This window comes from Marinobacterium sp. LSUCC0821 (assembly GCF_012848475.1).
Taxonomy (GTDB): domain Bacteria; phylum Pseudomonadota; class Gammaproteobacteria; order Pseudomonadales; family Balneatricaceae; genus Marinobacterium_E.
Map to the genome: position 1 here is coordinate 630,274 of NZ_CP051666.1, position 17,212 is coordinate 647,485.

Annotated in this window: 18 protein-coding genes; 13 read left to right on the forward strand and 5 right to left on the reverse strand. The window is 46.8% G+C overall.

Going from position 1 to position 17,212, the window contains the following annotated elements; genetic code table 11:
• The first annotated feature begins 9 nt into the window (after positions 1–9).
• The 4 genes from HH196_RS03150 (at position 10) to purK (ending at position 4,237) form a co-directional block, all read left to right on the forward strand.
• On the forward strand, positions 10–1,665 hold the full coding sequence (locus HH196_RS03150; RefSeq protein ID WP_169450631.1) for an AMP-binding protein: 1,656 nt from the start codon (positions 10–12) through the stop codon (positions 1,663–1,665).
• A 24-nt stretch (positions 1,666–1,689) separates the two neighbouring features.
• Positions 1,690–2,586 carry an AEC family transporter gene (locus tag HH196_RS03155; RefSeq protein ID WP_169450632.1) on the forward strand — a complete coding sequence of 299 codons (897 nt, stop codon included), beginning with the start codon at positions 1,690–1,692 and terminating at the stop codon, positions 2,584–2,586.
• Positions 2,587–2,674: 88 nt separating this feature from the next.
• Positions 2,675–3,163, forward strand: a complete 489-nt coding sequence (gene purE / locus HH196_RS03160) for a 5-(carboxyamino)imidazole ribonucleotide mutase (protein WP_169450633.1) — start codon at positions 2,675–2,677, stop codon at positions 3,161–3,163.
• 3 nt (positions 3,164–3,166) lie between these two features.
• Complete coding sequence (gene purK, locus HH196_RS03165; protein ID WP_169450634.1) at positions 3,167–4,237, forward strand: 5-(carboxyamino)imidazole ribonucleotide synthase; 1,071 nt, start codon at positions 3,167–3,169, stop codon at positions 4,235–4,237.
• 67 nt (positions 4,238–4,304) lie between these two features.
• Here the strand turns inward: purK and HH196_RS03170 are convergent, their stop codons facing one another.
• Positions 4,305–4,814 (reverse strand): phasin family protein, encoded by a 510-nt coding sequence (locus HH196_RS03170; protein WP_169450635.1) that lies wholly within the window; start codon positions 4,812–4,814, stop codon positions 4,305–4,307.
• A gap of 253 nt (positions 4,815–5,067) precedes the next feature.
• Here HH196_RS03170 and murI point away from each other — a divergent pair, with 253 nt between their 5' ends.
• Both murI and HH196_RS03180 read left to right on the forward strand, forming a co-directional pair.
• On the forward strand, positions 5,068–5,892 hold the full coding sequence (gene murI, locus HH196_RS03175) for a glutamate racemase (RefSeq protein WP_169450636.1): 825 nt from the start codon (positions 5,068–5,070) through the stop codon (positions 5,890–5,892).
• Positions 5,873–6,157, forward strand: coding sequence for an HlyU family transcriptional regulator (locus tag HH196_RS03180; protein ID WP_169450637.1), 285 nt, complete (start codon positions 5,873–5,875; stop codon positions 6,155–6,157). The genes murI and HH196_RS03180 overlap by 20 nt, the downstream gene beginning before the upstream one ends.
• On the opposite strand, the gene HH196_RS03185 is transcribed toward HH196_RS03180, so the two are convergent.
• Positions 6,154–7,140 carry a diguanylate cyclase gene (locus tag HH196_RS03185; RefSeq protein WP_169450638.1) on the reverse strand — a complete coding sequence of 329 codons (987 nt, stop codon included), beginning with the start codon at positions 7,138–7,140 and terminating at the stop codon, positions 6,154–6,156. The genes HH196_RS03180 and HH196_RS03185 overlap by 4 nt on opposite strands.
• Before the next feature lie 157 nt (positions 7,141–7,297).
• Between HH196_RS03185 and HH196_RS03190 the strand changes: the two genes are divergently transcribed.
• Together HH196_RS03190 and HH196_RS03195 are read left to right on the forward strand one after the other, a co-directional pair.
• Entirely contained in the window at positions 7,298–8,347 is a 1,050-nt protein-coding gene (locus HH196_RS03190; protein ID WP_169450639.1) for an efflux RND transporter periplasmic adaptor subunit, read from the forward strand.
• On the forward strand, positions 8,337–11,558 hold the full coding sequence (locus HH196_RS03195) for an efflux RND transporter permease subunit (protein ID WP_169450640.1): 3,222 nt from the start codon (positions 8,337–8,339) through the stop codon (positions 11,556–11,558). Before HH196_RS03190 ends, HH196_RS03195 begins: the two co-directional genes overlap by 11 nt.
• A 452-nt stretch (positions 11,559–12,010) precedes the next feature.
• On the opposite strand, the gene HH196_RS03200 is transcribed toward HH196_RS03195, so the two are convergent.
• Positions 12,011–12,367 carry a phasin family protein gene (locus tag HH196_RS03200; RefSeq protein WP_169450641.1) on the reverse strand — a complete coding sequence of 119 codons (357 nt, stop codon included), beginning with the start codon at positions 12,365–12,367 and terminating at the stop codon, positions 12,011–12,013.
• A 160-nt stretch (positions 12,368–12,527) separates the two neighbouring features.
• Between HH196_RS03200 and HH196_RS03205 the strand changes: the two genes are divergently transcribed.
• Entirely contained in the window at positions 12,528–13,250 is a 723-nt protein-coding gene (locus tag HH196_RS03205) for a pseudouridine synthase (protein WP_169450642.1), read from the forward strand.
• 206 nt (positions 13,251–13,456) lie between these two features.
• Entirely contained in the window at positions 13,457–14,140 is a 684-nt protein-coding gene (gene mtnN / locus HH196_RS03210; protein ID WP_371807850.1) for a 5'-methylthioadenosine/S-adenosylhomocysteine nucleosidase, read from the forward strand.
• On the opposite strand, the gene HH196_RS03215 is transcribed toward mtnN, so the two are convergent.
• Positions 14,121–14,627 (reverse strand): TlpA disulfide reductase family protein, encoded by a 507-nt coding sequence (locus tag HH196_RS03215; protein ID WP_169450644.1) that lies wholly within the window; start codon positions 14,625–14,627, stop codon positions 14,121–14,123. The genes mtnN and HH196_RS03215 overlap by 20 nt on opposite strands.
• A gap of 31 nt (positions 14,628–14,658) precedes the next feature.
• Here HH196_RS03215 and HH196_RS03220 point away from each other — a divergent pair, with 31 nt between their 5' ends.
• Entirely contained in the window at positions 14,659–15,534 is an 876-nt protein-coding gene (locus tag HH196_RS03220; protein ID WP_169450645.1) for an NAD(P)-dependent oxidoreductase, read from the forward strand.
• 157 nt (positions 15,535–15,691) lie between these two features.
• Entirely contained in the window at positions 15,692–15,832 is a 141-nt protein-coding gene (locus HH196_RS03225) for a hypothetical protein (RefSeq protein WP_169450076.1), read from the forward strand.
• Positions 15,833–15,881: 49 nt separating this feature from the next.
• Here the strand turns inward: HH196_RS03225 and HH196_RS03230 are convergent, their stop codons facing one another.
• On the reverse strand, positions 15,882–16,778 hold the full coding sequence (locus HH196_RS03230) for a DUF1853 family protein (RefSeq protein ID WP_169450646.1): 897 nt from the start codon (positions 16,776–16,778) through the stop codon (positions 15,882–15,884).
• Between the two features lie 83 nt (positions 16,779–16,861).
• Between HH196_RS03230 and HH196_RS03235 the strand changes: the two genes are divergently transcribed.
• Positions 16,862–17,188, forward strand: a complete 327-nt coding sequence (locus HH196_RS03235) for an excinuclease ABC subunit C (protein WP_248276884.1) — start codon at positions 16,862–16,864, stop codon at positions 17,186–17,188.
• Positions 17,189–17,212 lie beyond the last annotated feature (24 nt).

Sequence of the window (17,212 nt, forward strand, 5' to 3'; positions counted from 1 at the left end):
TAAATAAGAATGAGAAAACTAGTTGTACCTGTTGAGTTGAGTGAGCAGCTCAATACTGATGGTTTTAATAGCTTTGTTGATTACTTTGATCACCAGCTCGCTAAGTACCCCTTTAAGCCCGCTTTTACCAGTCTCGGCGTAACTCTCACTTTTAGAGATGTCGATAGATATAGCCGTGCTTTTACGAGTTACATACAGAATCACACCAATTTAGAACCTGGTGATCGCATCGCTCTGCAGATGCCTAACATCCTGCACTACCCAATTGCGATCTATGGTGCGATGCGAGCTGGGTTGGTGATTGTGAATACCAATCCGCTCTATACCCCTCAAGAGATGCTCTACCAGTTTAAGGACTCTGGCGCTAAGGCGATTGTGGTCTTTTCTGGTATGGCTTCGAAACTTGAGTCCATTATCGATCAGACAGATATCGAAGAGGTTTTTCTGGTACGCCTTGGCGATTTCATGCCATCTCTTAAGGGCAGGCTAATCAACTTCGTTGCTAAGTACCTCAAGAAGATGGAGCCAGAGTTTGGCTTGCCAACGGCTAAGCAGTTTATCGATACATTGAAAATCGGCGATGATATGCCAGTAAAACAGGTTGATCATCATCTGAATCATCTTCTCTGCCTGCAATACACTGGGGGTACTACGGGTGTGCCGAAAGGAGCTATGCTGACTCAGGGTAATCTGCTGGCTAACTCGTTACAGGGGCATGAGCGCCTCTCTAGATCAGATCAAGCTTGGAGCGACAAGGTTATCTCTCCGTTACCGCTTTATCATATCTATGCATTTACCGTATCGCAGATAGTCGCTTCAAATGGTGGGCACTCTATACTTGTTCCTAATCCACGCGACCTAAAGTCACTTACCAAGCTGTTTAAAGCGGGTGATGTGACGACCTTTATCGGCCTTAATACACTGTTTGTGGCTCTCAGTCGGTTGCCAGCGTTTCGTGCTCTAGATTTCTCAAGCCTGAAACTAACTCTCTCGGGTGGTATGGCTCTGACTCATGCAGCCACTTCAGCTTGGGAAGATATTACCGGTCTTAAAATTGTTGAGGCTTATGGTCTAACAGAGGCATCTCCCGCTATATCGGCAGATAGACCTGAAGATCCGATTGGCGGAACCATAGGGACTCCTCTATTTGATACTCAAATATCGGTTCGTGATGACCACAATCAGTCGTTACCACTCGGTGAGTCGGGTGAGCTTTGGGTGAAAGGTCCACAAGTGATGGCTGGATACTGGCAACGCCCTGAAGCTACGCAAGAGGTCATGGATGCCAATGGATGGTTAAGGACAGGGGATATCGGATATTGCGATGATGCGGGTTTCTTCCATGTGATTGATCGTGCAAAGGATCTAATCATTGTATCGGGATTTAATGTCTATCCTAACGAAGTCGAGGATCAGATTACCGATCACCCTGAGCTTATCGAGGCGGCCGTTGTAGGAGTTCCTGACGAGCGCACTGGTGAGCAGGTAGTTGCCTTCGTAACCGGTACTGATAATCGTCCCTCAGAAGAAGAGGTCATTGCATGGCTTAGGGAGCGATTGGCAGCCTACAAGTTACCTCGAAGAGTTATCTATCGTAGGCATCTGCCGAAAACACCTGTCGGAAAAGTGCTTCGTAGAGCGCTAAGAGATGAGTTGCTGTTATAATCGCTCCTCCTAAGGAAGGGCTCTATGTTATTTGCATTTATCTCTGCTGTTTTCCCTGTCTTCTTTGTGGCGGGAATCGGTTTTATTCTCGCTAAGCGTACCGATTATCTAGAGCATCCTGGCCTCAGTATGCTTTCTAGCCAAATTGCGCTTCCAGCTCTGGTCTTCTATTCCGTGGTAAAAATGCAGGTGCCGCCTGGTGATCTACTCTATTTGATGGGGGTCACAGCGCTTTGTCTGGCAATGGGTGCGAGCTTGGTTGCCATCTTCTGTAAGGTCCGTAATATTTCGCCAAAGTTTTTCATCTCTACGCTGGTGAATCCCAACACCGGTAATCTTGGCATACCCATTGTTTTTGCGCTGCTTGGGCCAGAAGCGTTAGCCCCTGCGATTATCATCTCGACAACTGTTTCACTCAGCCACTTCACCTTGGGTACAACCGCAATGTCGGGTGCTTATCAGTGGCGCAAACTCTTAACTAATATGCCTTTAATCGCGCTTCTATCAGGAGTGCTTGTGGTCTTCTTGGGTATTGAATTACCTAAGCCTGCATTTAAGTCGCTTGAGATGATCTCAGGAATTGCCCTGCCTATTATGCTGATGCTGTTGGGGCGATCTCTGGCACGCTTGAAAGTGAATGATGCATCCCAAGTGCTACAGATATCTCTGCTGTCGCTATATCGACCAATATCAGGCTTCCTTATCGCTTTTCTAGTGACTCGTTTTGTCGGCCTAAACGATTTAGAGACCCTGAGCCTGTTGATTCAAATGTCGATGCCGGTTGCGGTTATGAGCTACATACTGACGGTCCGATACTCAGGTCCTGCAGACCTTGTTGCTGCGTTAACAGTCACCAGTTTGCCTGTGATGTTGGTCATCGTATCGTTGATATATCAATACCAAGATCTGTTGGTTTTATAGGGGTTAGCGATCAAAATTGGTGTTATACTCATCCCCTTAATTTTTATCGATGCTCAGTGTCGAATCTACAGTTATACCGGAGAAATAGATGAGCGTTCGCGTTGCGATTGTGATGGGCTCTAAGTCGGATTGGCCGACGATGGAAGAGGCTGCCAATATTCTTGATACCCTAGGTGTTGAATACAGTGCTGAAGTTGTTTCAGCTCACCGTACACCGGATAAGATGTTCCGCTTTGCTGAGCAGGCTGCTGATGCTGGTATTCAGGTGATTATTGCTGGTGCTGGTGGTGCTGCGCACTTGCCGGGCATGATCGCAGCGAAAACGATTGTTCCTGTGCTAGGTGTGCCTGTGCAGAGTAAAGCACTGAGTGGTCAAGACAGTCTTCTTTCTATTGTGCAGATGCCACGTGGTATTCCTGTTGGTACCCTTGCGATTGGTGGTGCAGGTGCCTTCAATGCCGGTCTTATGGCCGCTCAGATGCTAGCGACTCAAGATAAAGCTTTGGCAGAGCGTCTCTCTGCATGGCGTGCTGAGCAGAGTCAGGCTGTTTTAGATAATCCTGATCCACGAGGTTAATCAATGCAGTTACCCCGTATAGTAGTTGCCGGTAACGGTCAGCTAGGTCAGATGCTCCAACAGGCTGGTGCGCCGATCCAGTTAGAAGTGGTACCGGTTCATCCAGTGGGTGATGACCTTGTAGAGCTACGTGATGATGATGTTGTAACCGTAGAGATCGAACATTGGGCGGAAAACCCTGTGGGTAATCAGCTTAAGTCTCATCCGAACTTCCGTAATGAGTCTACGCTGCATCAGGTTATCGACCGTCAGCGTCAGAAATCTTTATTAGATCGACTTGAGATTCCAACTGCACCCTGGGTCAATCTTAATAGTGAAGAGGGGGATATCACTGCCGCTCTGAACTCATTGGGTAGTGCTGCTGTCGTTAAAGCTCGAATGGGCGGTTATGACGGTCGTGGCCAGTGGCGCTGGAAGCAGGGTGATGCCTCGCTGCCAGAGTGGGATGGAATCTGTATCGCTGAAGCGATGATTCCATTCAGTCATGAAGTATCAATCGTCGGTGCACGTAACGCAGCGGGAGAGAAGGTCTTCTACCCACTTACTCGTAACTGGCATCAAGATGGTATTTTGCGTGCAAGCATCCCATGTCTAGATCTTGATCCAGCACAGCAGCAGAGCGCTGAAAGCTGGTTGGGTCGTGTCATGGACGACGGTGAGTATATTGGCGTCATGGCGATGGAGTGTTTTGTTGTCGATGGCCAACTGCTTGTAAATGAGCTAGCACCTCGTGTTCACAACTCAGGACACTGGACGCAAGAGGGAGCTTCAATCAGTCAGTTTGAGTTACACCTTCGTGCTCTTGCTGGTCTACCGTTGATCAAACCTGAGGTTCGCGGCGCGCCAATGATGTACAACCTTCTTGGTCGTGATTGGAAGATGGATTGGTTAACAGTGCCTGGTGCTTACGTGCACTGGTACGGCAAAGAGATTCGTCCCGGCCGTAAAGTGGGTCACCTAAACATTGTCCGTTCGACTCAAGAGCAGCTTATCGAAAGTCTGAATCAGCTTGAATCAATGGTTGATGCAGGTGAAGAGGTAGTGACTGTTTGGGCGAAACAGCAGTTGGTTTAAACTACTAGCGTTTTACCACCAAGTAATAAAAAAGGCCGCAATAGCGGCCTTTTTAGTGACTGAATGATTACTCAGCTGATGCAGCTTTTGGAGCAGCAACTTTGCGAGTAGCAGGCTTCTTAGCAGCTGGCTTAACAGCGTCTGCTACGAAAGCTGGAACGACTTTAGAAAGATCGAATTTAGCTAGATCGAACTTAGACATGTCGAAAGCTGCAGCGTCGAAAGAACCGAAATCTTTCATTGCTTTCTCAGCAGTTTCAGTCATCTCTGCAACGCTTTTCTCTAGAACTGCAGTTAGTTCGTTACGAGCAGTGTTAAGAGTAGTGATCTCTTCTTCTGCAACAGCAGTCAGTTTAGCTTCTAGGTTTTTGAAGTAAGCAACCTGAAGATCAAGAGCAGCTCTAGGTTCTTTAACTTCTACTAGTGCTTTAGCCTGTGCAACACCAGTGTTGAATAGTTCAGTTGCAGCTTCCTGCTGGATAGCTACAAGCTTTTCTACTGCTTTCTGGTTGATGGTAGCCATCTGAGTGAATGGAGCCATCTGTGCTTTGAAGTTGTTAATCATTTCGTTGTACATGGTAGGTTCCCCTGCAAGTTTAATTTTGTTGCACTGCAACATTTGTGCAAATATTAACCAGTCACAACCAGTGAGTCAACAACTTTTTTGTGCACTGCACAAAATAAATTTTCTCAACAAATACAGTGCTTGTGGAGTGAAAGCTGGGGAGTAAAGTTGTGAAGTTTAAAGTGAAGGGTGGCCATGATTGGGACTGACCAATTGTATGAATTACGTTAAGATGCATTCAAACTTGTCCGGAACCAAAGCGTAGATGAAATCCAAAAACTGTTCGCCCATCGGTCTATTTGATTCTGGTGTCGGGGGCTGGAGTGTATTAAATGCAGTGCATGAGCTCATGCCGCATGAGTCACTTATCTATGTTGCTGATAGTGCGTTTGCTCCCTATGGAGATAAGAGCCCAAAACAGATCATTGAACGTTCATTCTCTATCGTTGATTTCCTCGTTGGTGAGGGCTGTAAAGCGATTGTAGTGGCCTGTAATACTGCTACTGCAGCAGCCATCTCACATCTTAGAGATCACTATCAGGTACCAATTATTGGCGTTGAGCCTGGTATTAAACCTGCTGTGGAGCAGAGTTTGACAGGGCGGGTTGGTGTTATGGCGACTCAGTACACTGTTGAGAGTGAGAAGTTTCAACATTTGCTTTCACGGTTTGAAAATAAGCAGATTGTTATTCAACCCTGTCCAGGTTTAGTTGAGCTTATAGAAGCTCCTGAGACATTGGATCAACAGCTACTTGAGTATCTCTCTTCACAATTGAGTTCGTTTAGGAGGGAGGGCATAGATACTCTAGCACTTGGGTGTACCCACTATGGGTTTGTACTCGATCAGATCAAAACAGTGCTAGGTGAGGCTGTGCGTATTATCGATACCCCTAGTGCTGTAGCGCGTGAGTTGAAGAGGCGATTAGATAGTGAAGATCTTGTCTGTGATGATTCTACTAGCTCGGTTCAACTTCTTACGACCAGTGAAGATCTAGTGCGCGCCCAGAATCGGGTCGAAAAGCTTTTAAAGAGAGATTGGGTCGTTACACACCAATCCATAGGAGATAAAGATGCTAAAAGCGTTATTTAACAAGTTGTTTGGTGAAAGTGTTACATCTTCTATTGAAGAGTCAGTTGAGTACAAGGGTTTCACCATTAGCCCCGAACCGCGTAATGCGAATGGTGGTTTCGGTGTGGGTGCAACCATCAGAAAGGAGATTGATGGCGTTTCTCAAGAGCACCAATTTATTCGTGCAGATGCAGTTGCGACGCGTGAAGGATGTATTGAGCTGACCCTAAACAAAGCGCGACAGACTATTGATCAGATGGGTGACTCAATATTTAACCCGCGTTAAAGCTCTGCATCGAGGATTTGACTCTCATCAAGATCGGTGTGGCGACCAGCATTTTTTGATTCCAAATGGTCAGTGAGTTCGACTCTGTTTCGCCCGCCATTTTTTGCCCTGTAAAGCGCTGCATCTGCATCAGAAATGAGGGTTAAAAGGGTAGATTTTATTGACCCTGGTTCACCTGTGTATTGTCTAATGCCGATACTTACTGTGATCTCTAGCCCAAGATCATCTTTAAGAAATGGTGTCTCTGCGACTGCTTTTCTAAAGCGTTCGAAAACCCTTTTAGATTCCTCCTCTGGGATTGAGCAGGCAACCATAAACTCCTCACCACCATATCGACCCAGTAGGTCGTATGGCCTGAATGTGTCCCTCATGCGTTCAGCAAACTCTTTCAAAACGCGATCACCGACAGGGTGGCCGTAGGTATCATTAATGCGTTTGAAGTAGTCTATATCCAGTATTCCTACCGCAAGGTTCTCTCCAGTTCTCTGGCTTCTCGCTATTTCTGTATCTAGACGGTCGATTAAAGAGCCGCGATTTCTAAGGCCAGTTAACTCATCATGTTCAGCTTTATAGGCCAACATATGGTTTGCGAGATTCAATCGACGTTGCAGTTCAAGCGTTCGCATGCCTACGCCAAGGCGAGCACGCAGCTCTATCGGCTTTGTAGGTTTGCTAAGGAAATCGTTAGCACCTGCTTGCAGTGCTGTGGCGATGCGGTCTGAATCTGTATGGCCTGTCACTAGGATAATGTAGGGAGGATCGTTAGATTCAGAGGATCTAATTTTTTGACACAGCGCGATACCGTCCAGTTTTGGCATCTCCCAATCAAGTAGGACGATCCTAGGCGGATCCTCTTGCTCGGTTATGATATTAAAAGCCTCTTCACCATTGCTGGCTGTGACAGTATCAAAACCCCAGGATTGAAGCTGTTTCTCCAAAATCATCCTGAGTACTTGGTCGTCGTCGGCGATCAAGGCTTTCATGTAGATCCTCAAATTTTTTCTAAATTAACTTCAGAGTAGTCGTTCTTTTTGTTTTTTCCAGAGAATGATCAATTTTTTTCGTTTTACGCTTCAATATTAGGATTATCTAATATATTATGCCTGCCATTATTACCAAAAATGAGTAGGACTCTTTTCGATGATTAAACAGCGATTGACTCTGGCATTGGCTATCAGTGCTGCAATGACAGGCCTAACAACCCTTAGCTCGTATGCGGCTGATCTTGATGTGGTTGCTGCAGAAGTGAAGCAGGTTGCACAGCAAGTACAGTTTGACGGTACAGTTGAAGCGGTAAACCGCGCTGTTGTGGCTGCGCAAACATCAGGTCGCATACTTGAGCTGCCATTTGATTATGGTGATGTTGTAGAGCGGGGTGCGGTCATTGCTCGTCTTACTCAGAGTGAACAGCGCGCAGGGCTAGATGCTGCTAAAGCTCAGGTTAATGAAGCACAGACGGCATATGATGAAGCAGTTCGTCAGTTTGATCGCCTTACGTCACTGTTCGAACGCAAACTTGTAGCGATTGCACCAGTTGATACTGCTCGCCAGCAACGTGATGCTGCTCGTGCACGTCTTGATGCAGCTAAAGCGATGGTTAACGATGCTCGAGCTCGATTCCAGTACACTGAGGTAGTAGCACCCTATACTGGCATTGTGGTGAATAAGCTCGTATCTGAGGGTGAGGCTGTACAACCGGGTACCCCTTTGATGGAAGGCATTGCGCTAGACCAGCTGCGTGTTCGTGTTCAGATTCCACAAGCAAATGTGAATGAAGCACGTAACAGCCAATCGATTCAAATTCAGATTGGTGATGAACTTGTTAAGCCTGTTGCGACCAAACTTATTCCCACAGCGGATCAATTGAGCCATACCTTCAATCTACTTCTGGATCTTCCTGCTGCACAGTTTGCCGCTAATCCACTACCTGGCCAATTGGTACGTGTTCTATTCGCCACAGACAATGAGACCCTGCTTGTACTGCCAGAGAGCGCTATAGCTAAACGTGGTGAGATCAAAGGCGTTTACGTTCAAAAGGACGATGGTGCTATTAATTTCCGTTATATCCGTACGGGCGCCAATACAGTTGCTGGTGTTGAGATCATCTCTGGCCTAGCAGAGGGTGAAACTGTACTTGCAGACCCAACCGCCGCTGCAGTCGCTTACAAGGGGGTGCAGGGTGGAAACTAATCAAACCGAAAAACTTGGTATTTCGGGGCGTATCGCTAAGAGTTTCCTGACTACTGAGATTACGCCACTGCTTGCAGTTGTTGGTCTTCTATTGGGTCTGTTTGCCGCGATGGTGACGCCGCGCGAAGAGGAACCGCAGATCGACGTTACCTTCGCAAACGTGATGATTCCTTTTCCAGGTGCGAACGTCACTGAAGTCGAGTCGCTCGTTACAACACCGGCAGAGCAGGTAGTTTCTGAGATTAAAGGGGTTGAACACATCTACTCAGTCTCAAGCCCTGGTATGTCGATGCTGACGGTAAGATTTGAAGTAGGTGAGCCGCGTACTGATGCGATTGTTCGCCTCTATAACGCCTTCTACTCGAATCAAGATATGCTGCCTCACAACCTAGGGGTTGGGCAGGCGATCATTAAGCCTAAGGGTATTGATGATGTACCTGTGGTTGCAGGCACACTTTGGAGTGAAGATCCTGCGATTAGCAGCTCAGACCTGCTCCATGTAGCTCGTACCATTCAATCAGAGCTGCAGCGAGTTGATGGCACTCGTGATATCACAGTGTTAGGTGGTGCAGCCCGCGCTATTCAGATCGATTTTGATCCAGCTCGTCTAGCATCGTATGGACTGAGTCTTGCAGACGTTCGCGCTAAGCTTCAGTTTGCAAATATCACGGCTGATGTGGGTGATCGAGTTAAAAATAACTACGCCATTCGGGTGCAGGCAGGACAGTTACTTGCGGACGTTGCAGAAGTTGAAAGTCTAGTCGTTGCTGTACGTGGCGGAGCACCAGTCTACCTGCGTGATATTGCAGAGATTACAGATGCCCCTGTGCAAGCAACTCAATACGTTACCTACGGGACTGGACCGGCTGCGGAGCAGGGAGCTTCAGTTTTAACGACTGCGGTGACCATTGCTGTAGCAAAGAAACCGGGTGAAAACGCTGTAGACGTGGCAAACGCGGTTATTAATCGTTTTGACCAGATTAAAGGTATCTATGTCCCTGATGGTGTAAACGCAACTATTACCCGTAACTACGGCGCAACTGCAGATGATAAAGCACAAACGCTAATCAAGAAGCTGATCTTCGCAACCCTGTCGGTTATCGTGCTGGTTCTTTTTGCACTAGGTAGGCGTGAAGCCTTAGTTGTGGGTATTGCTGTTATTGTGACTCTGGCTATTACGCTGTTTGCCTCATGGGCTTGGGGTTTCACGCTTAACCGTGTTTCTCTGTTCGCTCTAATCTTCTCTATCGGTATTCTTGTCGATGATGCAATCGTTGTTGTAGAGAACATCCACCGTCATATGAGCATGGGTAAACAGTCGCTTCGTGAGGCGATCCCTGTCGCGGTAGATGAAGTAGGTGGCCCTACGATTCTTGCAACCTTTACGGTTATTGCTGCACTGCTTCCAATGGCATTCGTATCGGGTCTTATGGGTCCATATATGCTGCCAATCCCGATTAACGCCTCTACGGGTATGTTGATCTCGTTAGCGGTGGCATTCATCCTAACGCCTTGGTTGTTCCTAAAGCTTTTCCGCAACCATATTGATGGCGATCACGGTGCACACAGTGGAGCTGAACACGAGCCTCGCTTCAGCGGTTTCTTTAAGAAGATCCTAGTACCTATGCTTCGCAAGGGTGAGGGTAACAAGAATCGTTATGGTCTGTTGGTGGGTATTCTTCTGCTGATTGGGGGTTCTGTCTACCTAGCAGTGAACCAGACGGTCATCCTGAAGATGCTGCCATTCGATAACAAGTCTGAGTTCCAGGTCATCCTTGATATGCCTGAGGGTACCACCCTAGAGCAGACCCAATTGGTACTTGCTGAACTTGCTGATGATCTGCAAGCACTGCCTGAACTGAAAGATTTCCAGATCTACGCGGGAACTGCTGCACCAATTAACTTTAACGGTCTGGTACGTCAGTACTACCTACGTAGTCAGCCGAATCAGGGTGATATCCAGGTCAATCTGGTAGATAAAGATCTACGTGATCGTAAGAGCCACGCTATCGCTCTAGAAGCGCGCACGCTACTTGCTGAAACAGCTAAGACCTACAACGCCAACGTCAAAGTTGTTGAGATGCCACCTGGCCCGCCGGTTATGTCACCGCTTGTAGCCGAGATTTACGGTTTGGATAAAGATCGTCAGTTTGAAGTCGCTAAACAGGTACGTGAAGCCTTTGCGCAAACCTCTGGTGTTGTTGATATCGATGACAGTGTTGAAGCTGCGCAGAATAAGGAGATCTTTGCAATCGACCGTGTTCGTGCAGCGCACTTTGGTGTAGCTGAAGCTAACATCGTTGCTGCTATTAATAGCGCGATTCGTGGTGAAGACCTTGGTTATCTCCATGATCCGCAAGCCCGTGTTGCTGTGCCGCTTAAGCTTCAGCTAGCACCTAAGGATCGTGCTGATCTGAATAAGATTGAAACGATTCAGGTTCGTTCAAATAGCGGTAACCTTGTTGCTCTATCGGATGTAACAGAGCGCATTGATACGCAAACTAATCCAAGTATCTACCACAAAGATCTTCTTCCTGTTGTTTACGTAATGGGCGATGTGGCTGGTGATACTGATAGTCCGCTATACGGTCTATTCGCGATCGATGCAGCCCTAGATCAGGTAACACCGGATGGTCATCCAATCGAACGCTTCTTCTTCTCTGAACCAGAGAATCCATACCAATGGAGCTTAAAGTGGGATGGAGAGTGGCAGATCACCTTTGAGACCTTCCGTGACATGGGTATCGCATATTCTGTGGGTCTCATCATGATCTACCTATTGGTCGTTGCGCAGTTCCGTTCATACGGTATCCCGTTGATCATCATGGCGCCGATTCCATTAACGATTATCGGTATCATGCCAGGTCACGCACTACTGGGTCAGCAGTTCACAGCGCCTTCAATGATCGGCATGATTGCCCTTGCGGGTATCATCGTCCGAAACTCAATACTGCTGGTGGATTTTATTCAGCAGCAGGTGAGGGAAGGCGTTGGCTTCCAAGAGGCAACTATCAATGCAGCGGCGGTTCGTTCACTACCAATCGCACTCACTGCGGTAGCAGCGATGATGGGTGGTTTCTTCATCATTGATGATCCAATCTTTGGTGGCTTAGCAGTTTCGTTGATCTTCGGTCTGATGATCTCGACCATTCTAACCCTTGTGGTTATCCCAGTGGTCTACTACCACTACCACTGGAAGAAGCACGCTTAATCAATCTGTTATTTGAAAAAAACCCGGCACTTGCTGGGTTTTTTTGTGCGTTTTAAGGGTAAGGGAGCTTGGGGAAGTGACGCTATAAGGTCAGGCTTCTCGTTTCAATTGAGCTATACCCCCTGGAAGACCGTTGCAATACATACAAAACTGTTTTGGCAGTTTGATCGCGGCTTGTCGCTACGCGCCAATGCGCTCCTACATTCGAGCTACGCACAAAGTCAGCTACAAGCTCCGGCTGTAGGAGCGAATTCAGCGTAGCTGAAACCGTGATCGATTCGTATCGCGAATCGTATTTCTAATTACGCTAGAGACTCTGGCAAACTGTTTAAAGAGTGGGGACAGAGCGCAGATAGTAGGTTCACGGGGTTTTTTATCTGATCTGAGTTGTGTGTTTTTTCAGGCAAAAAAATCCCCGCATAAGGCGGGGACTTTTTTGAATGCTTTAGCGATTAAGCTTTAGCAGCCATGAACTTCTGAAGTTCAGCGAAGTATGGCGCAGAAGAAAGATCTTCTAGGCTAGACTCAACAACTGCAGTTAGTTCAGCTTTAGCAGCTGCAAGAGCAGCGATCTCTTTTTCAGCAACTTCAGTCATTTTAGCTTCAGCATCTTTCAGGAAAGCAACCTGAAGTTCTAGAGCTGCTTTAGCATCTTTAGTTTCAGATAGAGTTTTCATCTGAGCTAGAGAAGCGTTAACAACTTCAGTTACGTAAGAAGACTGTAGGCTGATAAGAGCTTCAGCAGTTTTCTTGTTGATCTCAGCCATAGCCATAACTGGTTTCATGCTGTCTTTGATTTCGTTCATCATGGGATTATCTCCTGATTTAATTAATTGTGCAGTGCAACATAAGGCCAATTATAGGCATAACAATGGTATTGTCAATTATTTTTGTGCACTGCACAAAAATAATTTTATGCCATTAAAAGTGATAAGATGTGCTGGTTAATTTCTATAGAAGATAAAGGCAATGGAACTCACCATACTCTATGAAGATGACTACCTCGTTGCGGTAGATAAGCCTTCAGGTCTGCTAATGCATCCAAGTTGGATATCACCTGCAGATGAACCCAATATGATGGGGCTCCTTAAAAGCCAGCTTAATGCTGAGAAGTTACATACCATCCATCGATTAGATCGAGGGACCTCGGGGGTTATTCTCGTAGGCAAGGAGGTTGAAAGTTCAAAGTTACTGCAGGCTCAATTTCAAGAGAGAGATGTTCAGAAGGTATACGAGTGTGTGGTGCGTGGTTGGGTATTAGAGGGAGCGGAGCTCGATTATCCGTTGGTTCCTAAAAAGGACAAGTTTGCCGACCCCTTCGCATCAGAAGATAAAGAGGCAAAAGAGGCTGTCACCATCTATGAGCCGCTTGATCGTATTGAGCTAGACATACCAGTGGGTCGCTATCCACAATCGCGTTACTCAAGAGTTAGATGCAAGCCTAAAACAGGCCGCAAGCATCAAATTCGTCGTCATATGAAGCATATTCTCCATCCAATTATTGGGGATACAAAATACGGGGAGGGGCGTCACAATAGGATGTTTCGTGAATCTCTAGATTGTCACCGCATGTTGCTGATGGCGCGCTCTATTGAGTTTAACCATCCGATTTCAAATCAACGACTAACTATCGAGTCACCGCTATCCCAAGAGGTGGTTGCCCTTTACCAAAAATTTAATTGGTTGGCTTAGGAATTTTTCTCGAGAAAACAGCAATATAAGTACAGTTAGTGATACCATACTCGCAATCTATTTGAACCCTACACAAAACCGATTTTAGAAGAGTTTTTATGAGCCGCCCAGATGATCTTAACGCTGCAATTAAAGCAGAAGATACTGACCCTAATAGCTTAATCAACCGCATCAAAGCTGATCTTCGTATCGGACTTATCGGCGCTATGGATCAGGAGATTGAGCGCCTCAAAAGCTCAATGTCTGATGTGGAAGAGCGCACGATTGCGGGCTTCACTCTGTTTTTCGGTACCATCGATGGTGTTGAAGTTGTGCTTCTTAAATCGGGTATTGGCAAGGTGAATGCTGCAGTAGGTACAACACTGTTGCTGGATCACTTTAAACCGACCTGTGTAATTAACACAGGTTCTGCTGGTGGTTTTGATCCATCGCTTAATGTTGGTGATGTGGTTATCTCTGAAGAGGTCCGCCACCACGACGTAGACCTAACTGTTTTTGGTTACGAAATAGGTCAGATGGCCCGTATGCCAGCGGCTTACCAAGCGGATAATCTGCTGCTGGATATCGCTGAGCAGTCTATTGCTAACTTTGCAGGTATTGGTTGCCAGCGTGGTTTGATAGGTACTGGCGATAGCTTTATGAGTAATCCGCAGCATGTAGCACGGGTTCGCTCGCTTTTCCCAACAATGAAGGCTGCAGAGATGGAAGCTGCTGCGATAGCGCAGACATGTTACCGCTTTGAAGTACCATTCATTGTTATCCGTTCTCTATCGGATATTGCAGGGCAGGAGTCTAACGTTAGCTTCGATCAGTTTATTGAGACGGCGTCTGAGAACTCTGCTCAGATGGTTCTAGCGATTGTTCGTCAGCTTATTGCTCTGGGTCGCTAAGCGCTTTTATCGCCCTAACCATCTTCGGAGAGTCCCAATGGCGCTCTCCGATCACTTTGTCCAAGATATTCCCATCTCTATCGAGTAGCAGCGTCATTGGAAGGCCCTCGATTCGAAGCTTACTGAAGCTTTCGCCTGGCTCATCTAACCAAATCTCTGGCTCTTTGCCCTCAAAGTTTTCCAATACAAAAGCTTCAACAGCCTCGGCTTCATCGCCAACATTGATGGCAATGACCCGTCCATGATTGGGTTTGAGTTCGTTGTTTAAGCGGCCAAGTGCTGGCATCTCACGAATACAGGGAGGGCACCAGGTCGCCCAAAAGTTTATAACACGTACTTCGCCGCTGGACTGGCTAATCGTGACTGGTTCACCCTCAAGCGTCTTGTAGGCGATCACTGGAAGGGATTGCGCATATCCGAATGGTGAAATGATCGCAGTGATTAGTAGTAGCGTAAGAGATAGAAGAGTGTGTACTCTGGTACCCATATTAACTCACCTTAAACAGTAGGATTATGTAATGGCAAAGGTTGCTTTCATCGGTTTGGGCGTCATGGGTTATCCCATGGCTGGTCACTTAGTAAAAGCGGGTCACGAGGTTAAAGTTTATAACCGAACTCAAGCTAAAGCGGAAGCCTGGGTTGCTCAACATGGCGGTTCATTCGGTAAAACACCTGCTGAAGCTGCAATTGATGCTGAGATCGTGTTTGTCTGTGTAGGAAATGACCAAGACCTTTATCAAGTTACCATAGAAGCAGAAGGTGCACTTGCCGGTATGAAGAGCGGTGCTGTTCTTGTGGATCACACAACTGCATCTGCAGAGGCTGCTCGTAAGTTGGCTGAGGTATGTAATTCACAGGGCTATGGTTTCATCGATGCCCCAGTGTCGGGTGGTCAGGCTGGTGCTGAGAATGGTGTTCTAAGTGTAATGTGTGGTGGTGAAGCTGCTACTTACGAAAAAGTTGCCCCAGTAATTGATGCCTATGCAAAGTCACAGCGACTATTGGGTGCAGCAGGCGCAGGCCAGCTGGCGAAGATGATGAATCAGATCTGTATTGCAGGGTTGGTGCAGGGTCTTGCTGAGGCGATTCACTTTGGTCAGCAGGCAGGTATGGATGTTGCCGAAGTGATTGACGTGATTCAGCACGGTGCAGCAGGCTCGTGGCAGATGGTTAATCGCCACAAGACAATGATTGAAGATCATTACGACTACGGCTTTGCAGTCGATTGGATGCGTAAAGACCTGGATATTGTCCTAAGTGAAGCTCGTCGTAATGGAGCACGTCTTCCGGTTACAGCAATCGTTGATCAGTTCTACGCAGAAGTTCAGGCAATGGGTGGTAACCGTTGGGATACCAGTAGCTTGCTTAAGGTGCTTCAGAAGGCGAGTAGTTAATCTTTAGGGACTCTACGAATAAGTCCATGACAACTCAGGTATACAGTCAAAATCAGCATCAAAGCGTGTTTTCGAAGGCACCCTAGCTTATAGCTTGCAGGAATTGATCTAGATCAATAAAATGTCTGGATCAAGTTAACTAACTCGGAGAGCAACTATGTCTGCTATCGATAAATACAACATGATCTCTTTGGCTCCAAGCCTTCTGATTATTGCTGCGATGATTGTTATGGGTATCGTGGGTGGCCGTCTACTCAAAAAAGCGATCGTTCGCGATGCAGAGAAAGCTTCTAAGTAATTAGTTCGTTTTCCGATGAAAAAAGCCGCAAATGCGGCTTTTTTTGTCTCTAACACATAGCTTTTGTGCGCCAATCAGCCGATACCACAAAGATCCGCTGTAGCATTTGTCTTGAAACACCTTCACCCATTACTGCCCATATTTGCGTTGGCTTCATCCTATCATCCAGCATCGCAAGGATCTCAGAAGTGCTGTAACTGATGGCTCGTTGCCTGCTTGCCGGTATCAACCACTCTGAACGGTGCGGTACTAAAAATCGACAACTTTGGGGTAGGGTGCTGATAAAAGACTCAAATTCTGAAGTTTCACACCAGGCTCCTCGTTGGGCGTTAGGGCTTAACGCCTGGTGATGCGGGCTGTTCAACTCACTGATATGGTAGAAGAGCCAGCCATAGATTAACCCTAGTTTGTTTATTGGTGTGTCGGGACTTAAAGCTATCCCTAAGCTCTGGAGCTTGACGATGGCTGCTGGTTGGTTGAACAATTCGAGTTGGTGGTCGACTAGATGGGATACCTTACGACCTAAGGTATCGCTTAGCGAAGGGCCATGATAATCAAACAGGCTCCCAGTATCAGTTGTCTTTAAATAGAACTTTATGGCGATCTCTAAGTGGGTTAATTCGCCATTTTGACTCAGTAAAAAGTCCGCTTCACCGAGGGTTTTTCCGGTCTCATTTATCTGTATATGATCATATATATCAGTCACTTCAGGTGTGTTTTCTAAGTAAATTCTATACAGCTCTTCGAAATGAATCCCTAGGCGGTGCAACTGCTTTAATGGGGTGCCAAAGTATGAGGTTTTAGGACGATTAACTGACACAAGACTAGCGCTTGGATTCGAGCTATAGATTAGAGGTGCGCTGGCAAGCCAGCTCAGCTCAGCAGTCGTTTGTGCTTGTGTGTAGTGCGAATCGAATGGCGGTCTCGCGCTTTTGTCTAATTTCATTGGCTAAAGCTAACATCCAGCGAATTGATGGGTTACTCTAACACTTAATCCAGTATCTGTAGTGTTAATCAGGGAGTGAATAGATGGCTTTGATGACTAAACGTCAAATGTTAGAGGCTGAAGCGGAACAGCGTGCCGCAAGGACAACTCGCCATCCGATGATGTCTGATACTGATATCAACTACATTCTTATGAACGGCGCGCAGATAGCGTTAAGCAAGATGAAGCGTGCTGAAGCTTATGATGATCGCCTCTACTATCACGCTCAGATTAGCGCCTATCTTGAGGTGTCGCTCTCTCGCGGTGCTGCAATTACTGATGATACTCGTGATGATCTAAACCGACTCTATGAAGAGGCGACACATCTATATATGGAGGCGCGTCGTCAACACTCGAAGGTAGAGGCGTAATCCTTGTCTCAATTCGACTCCTCA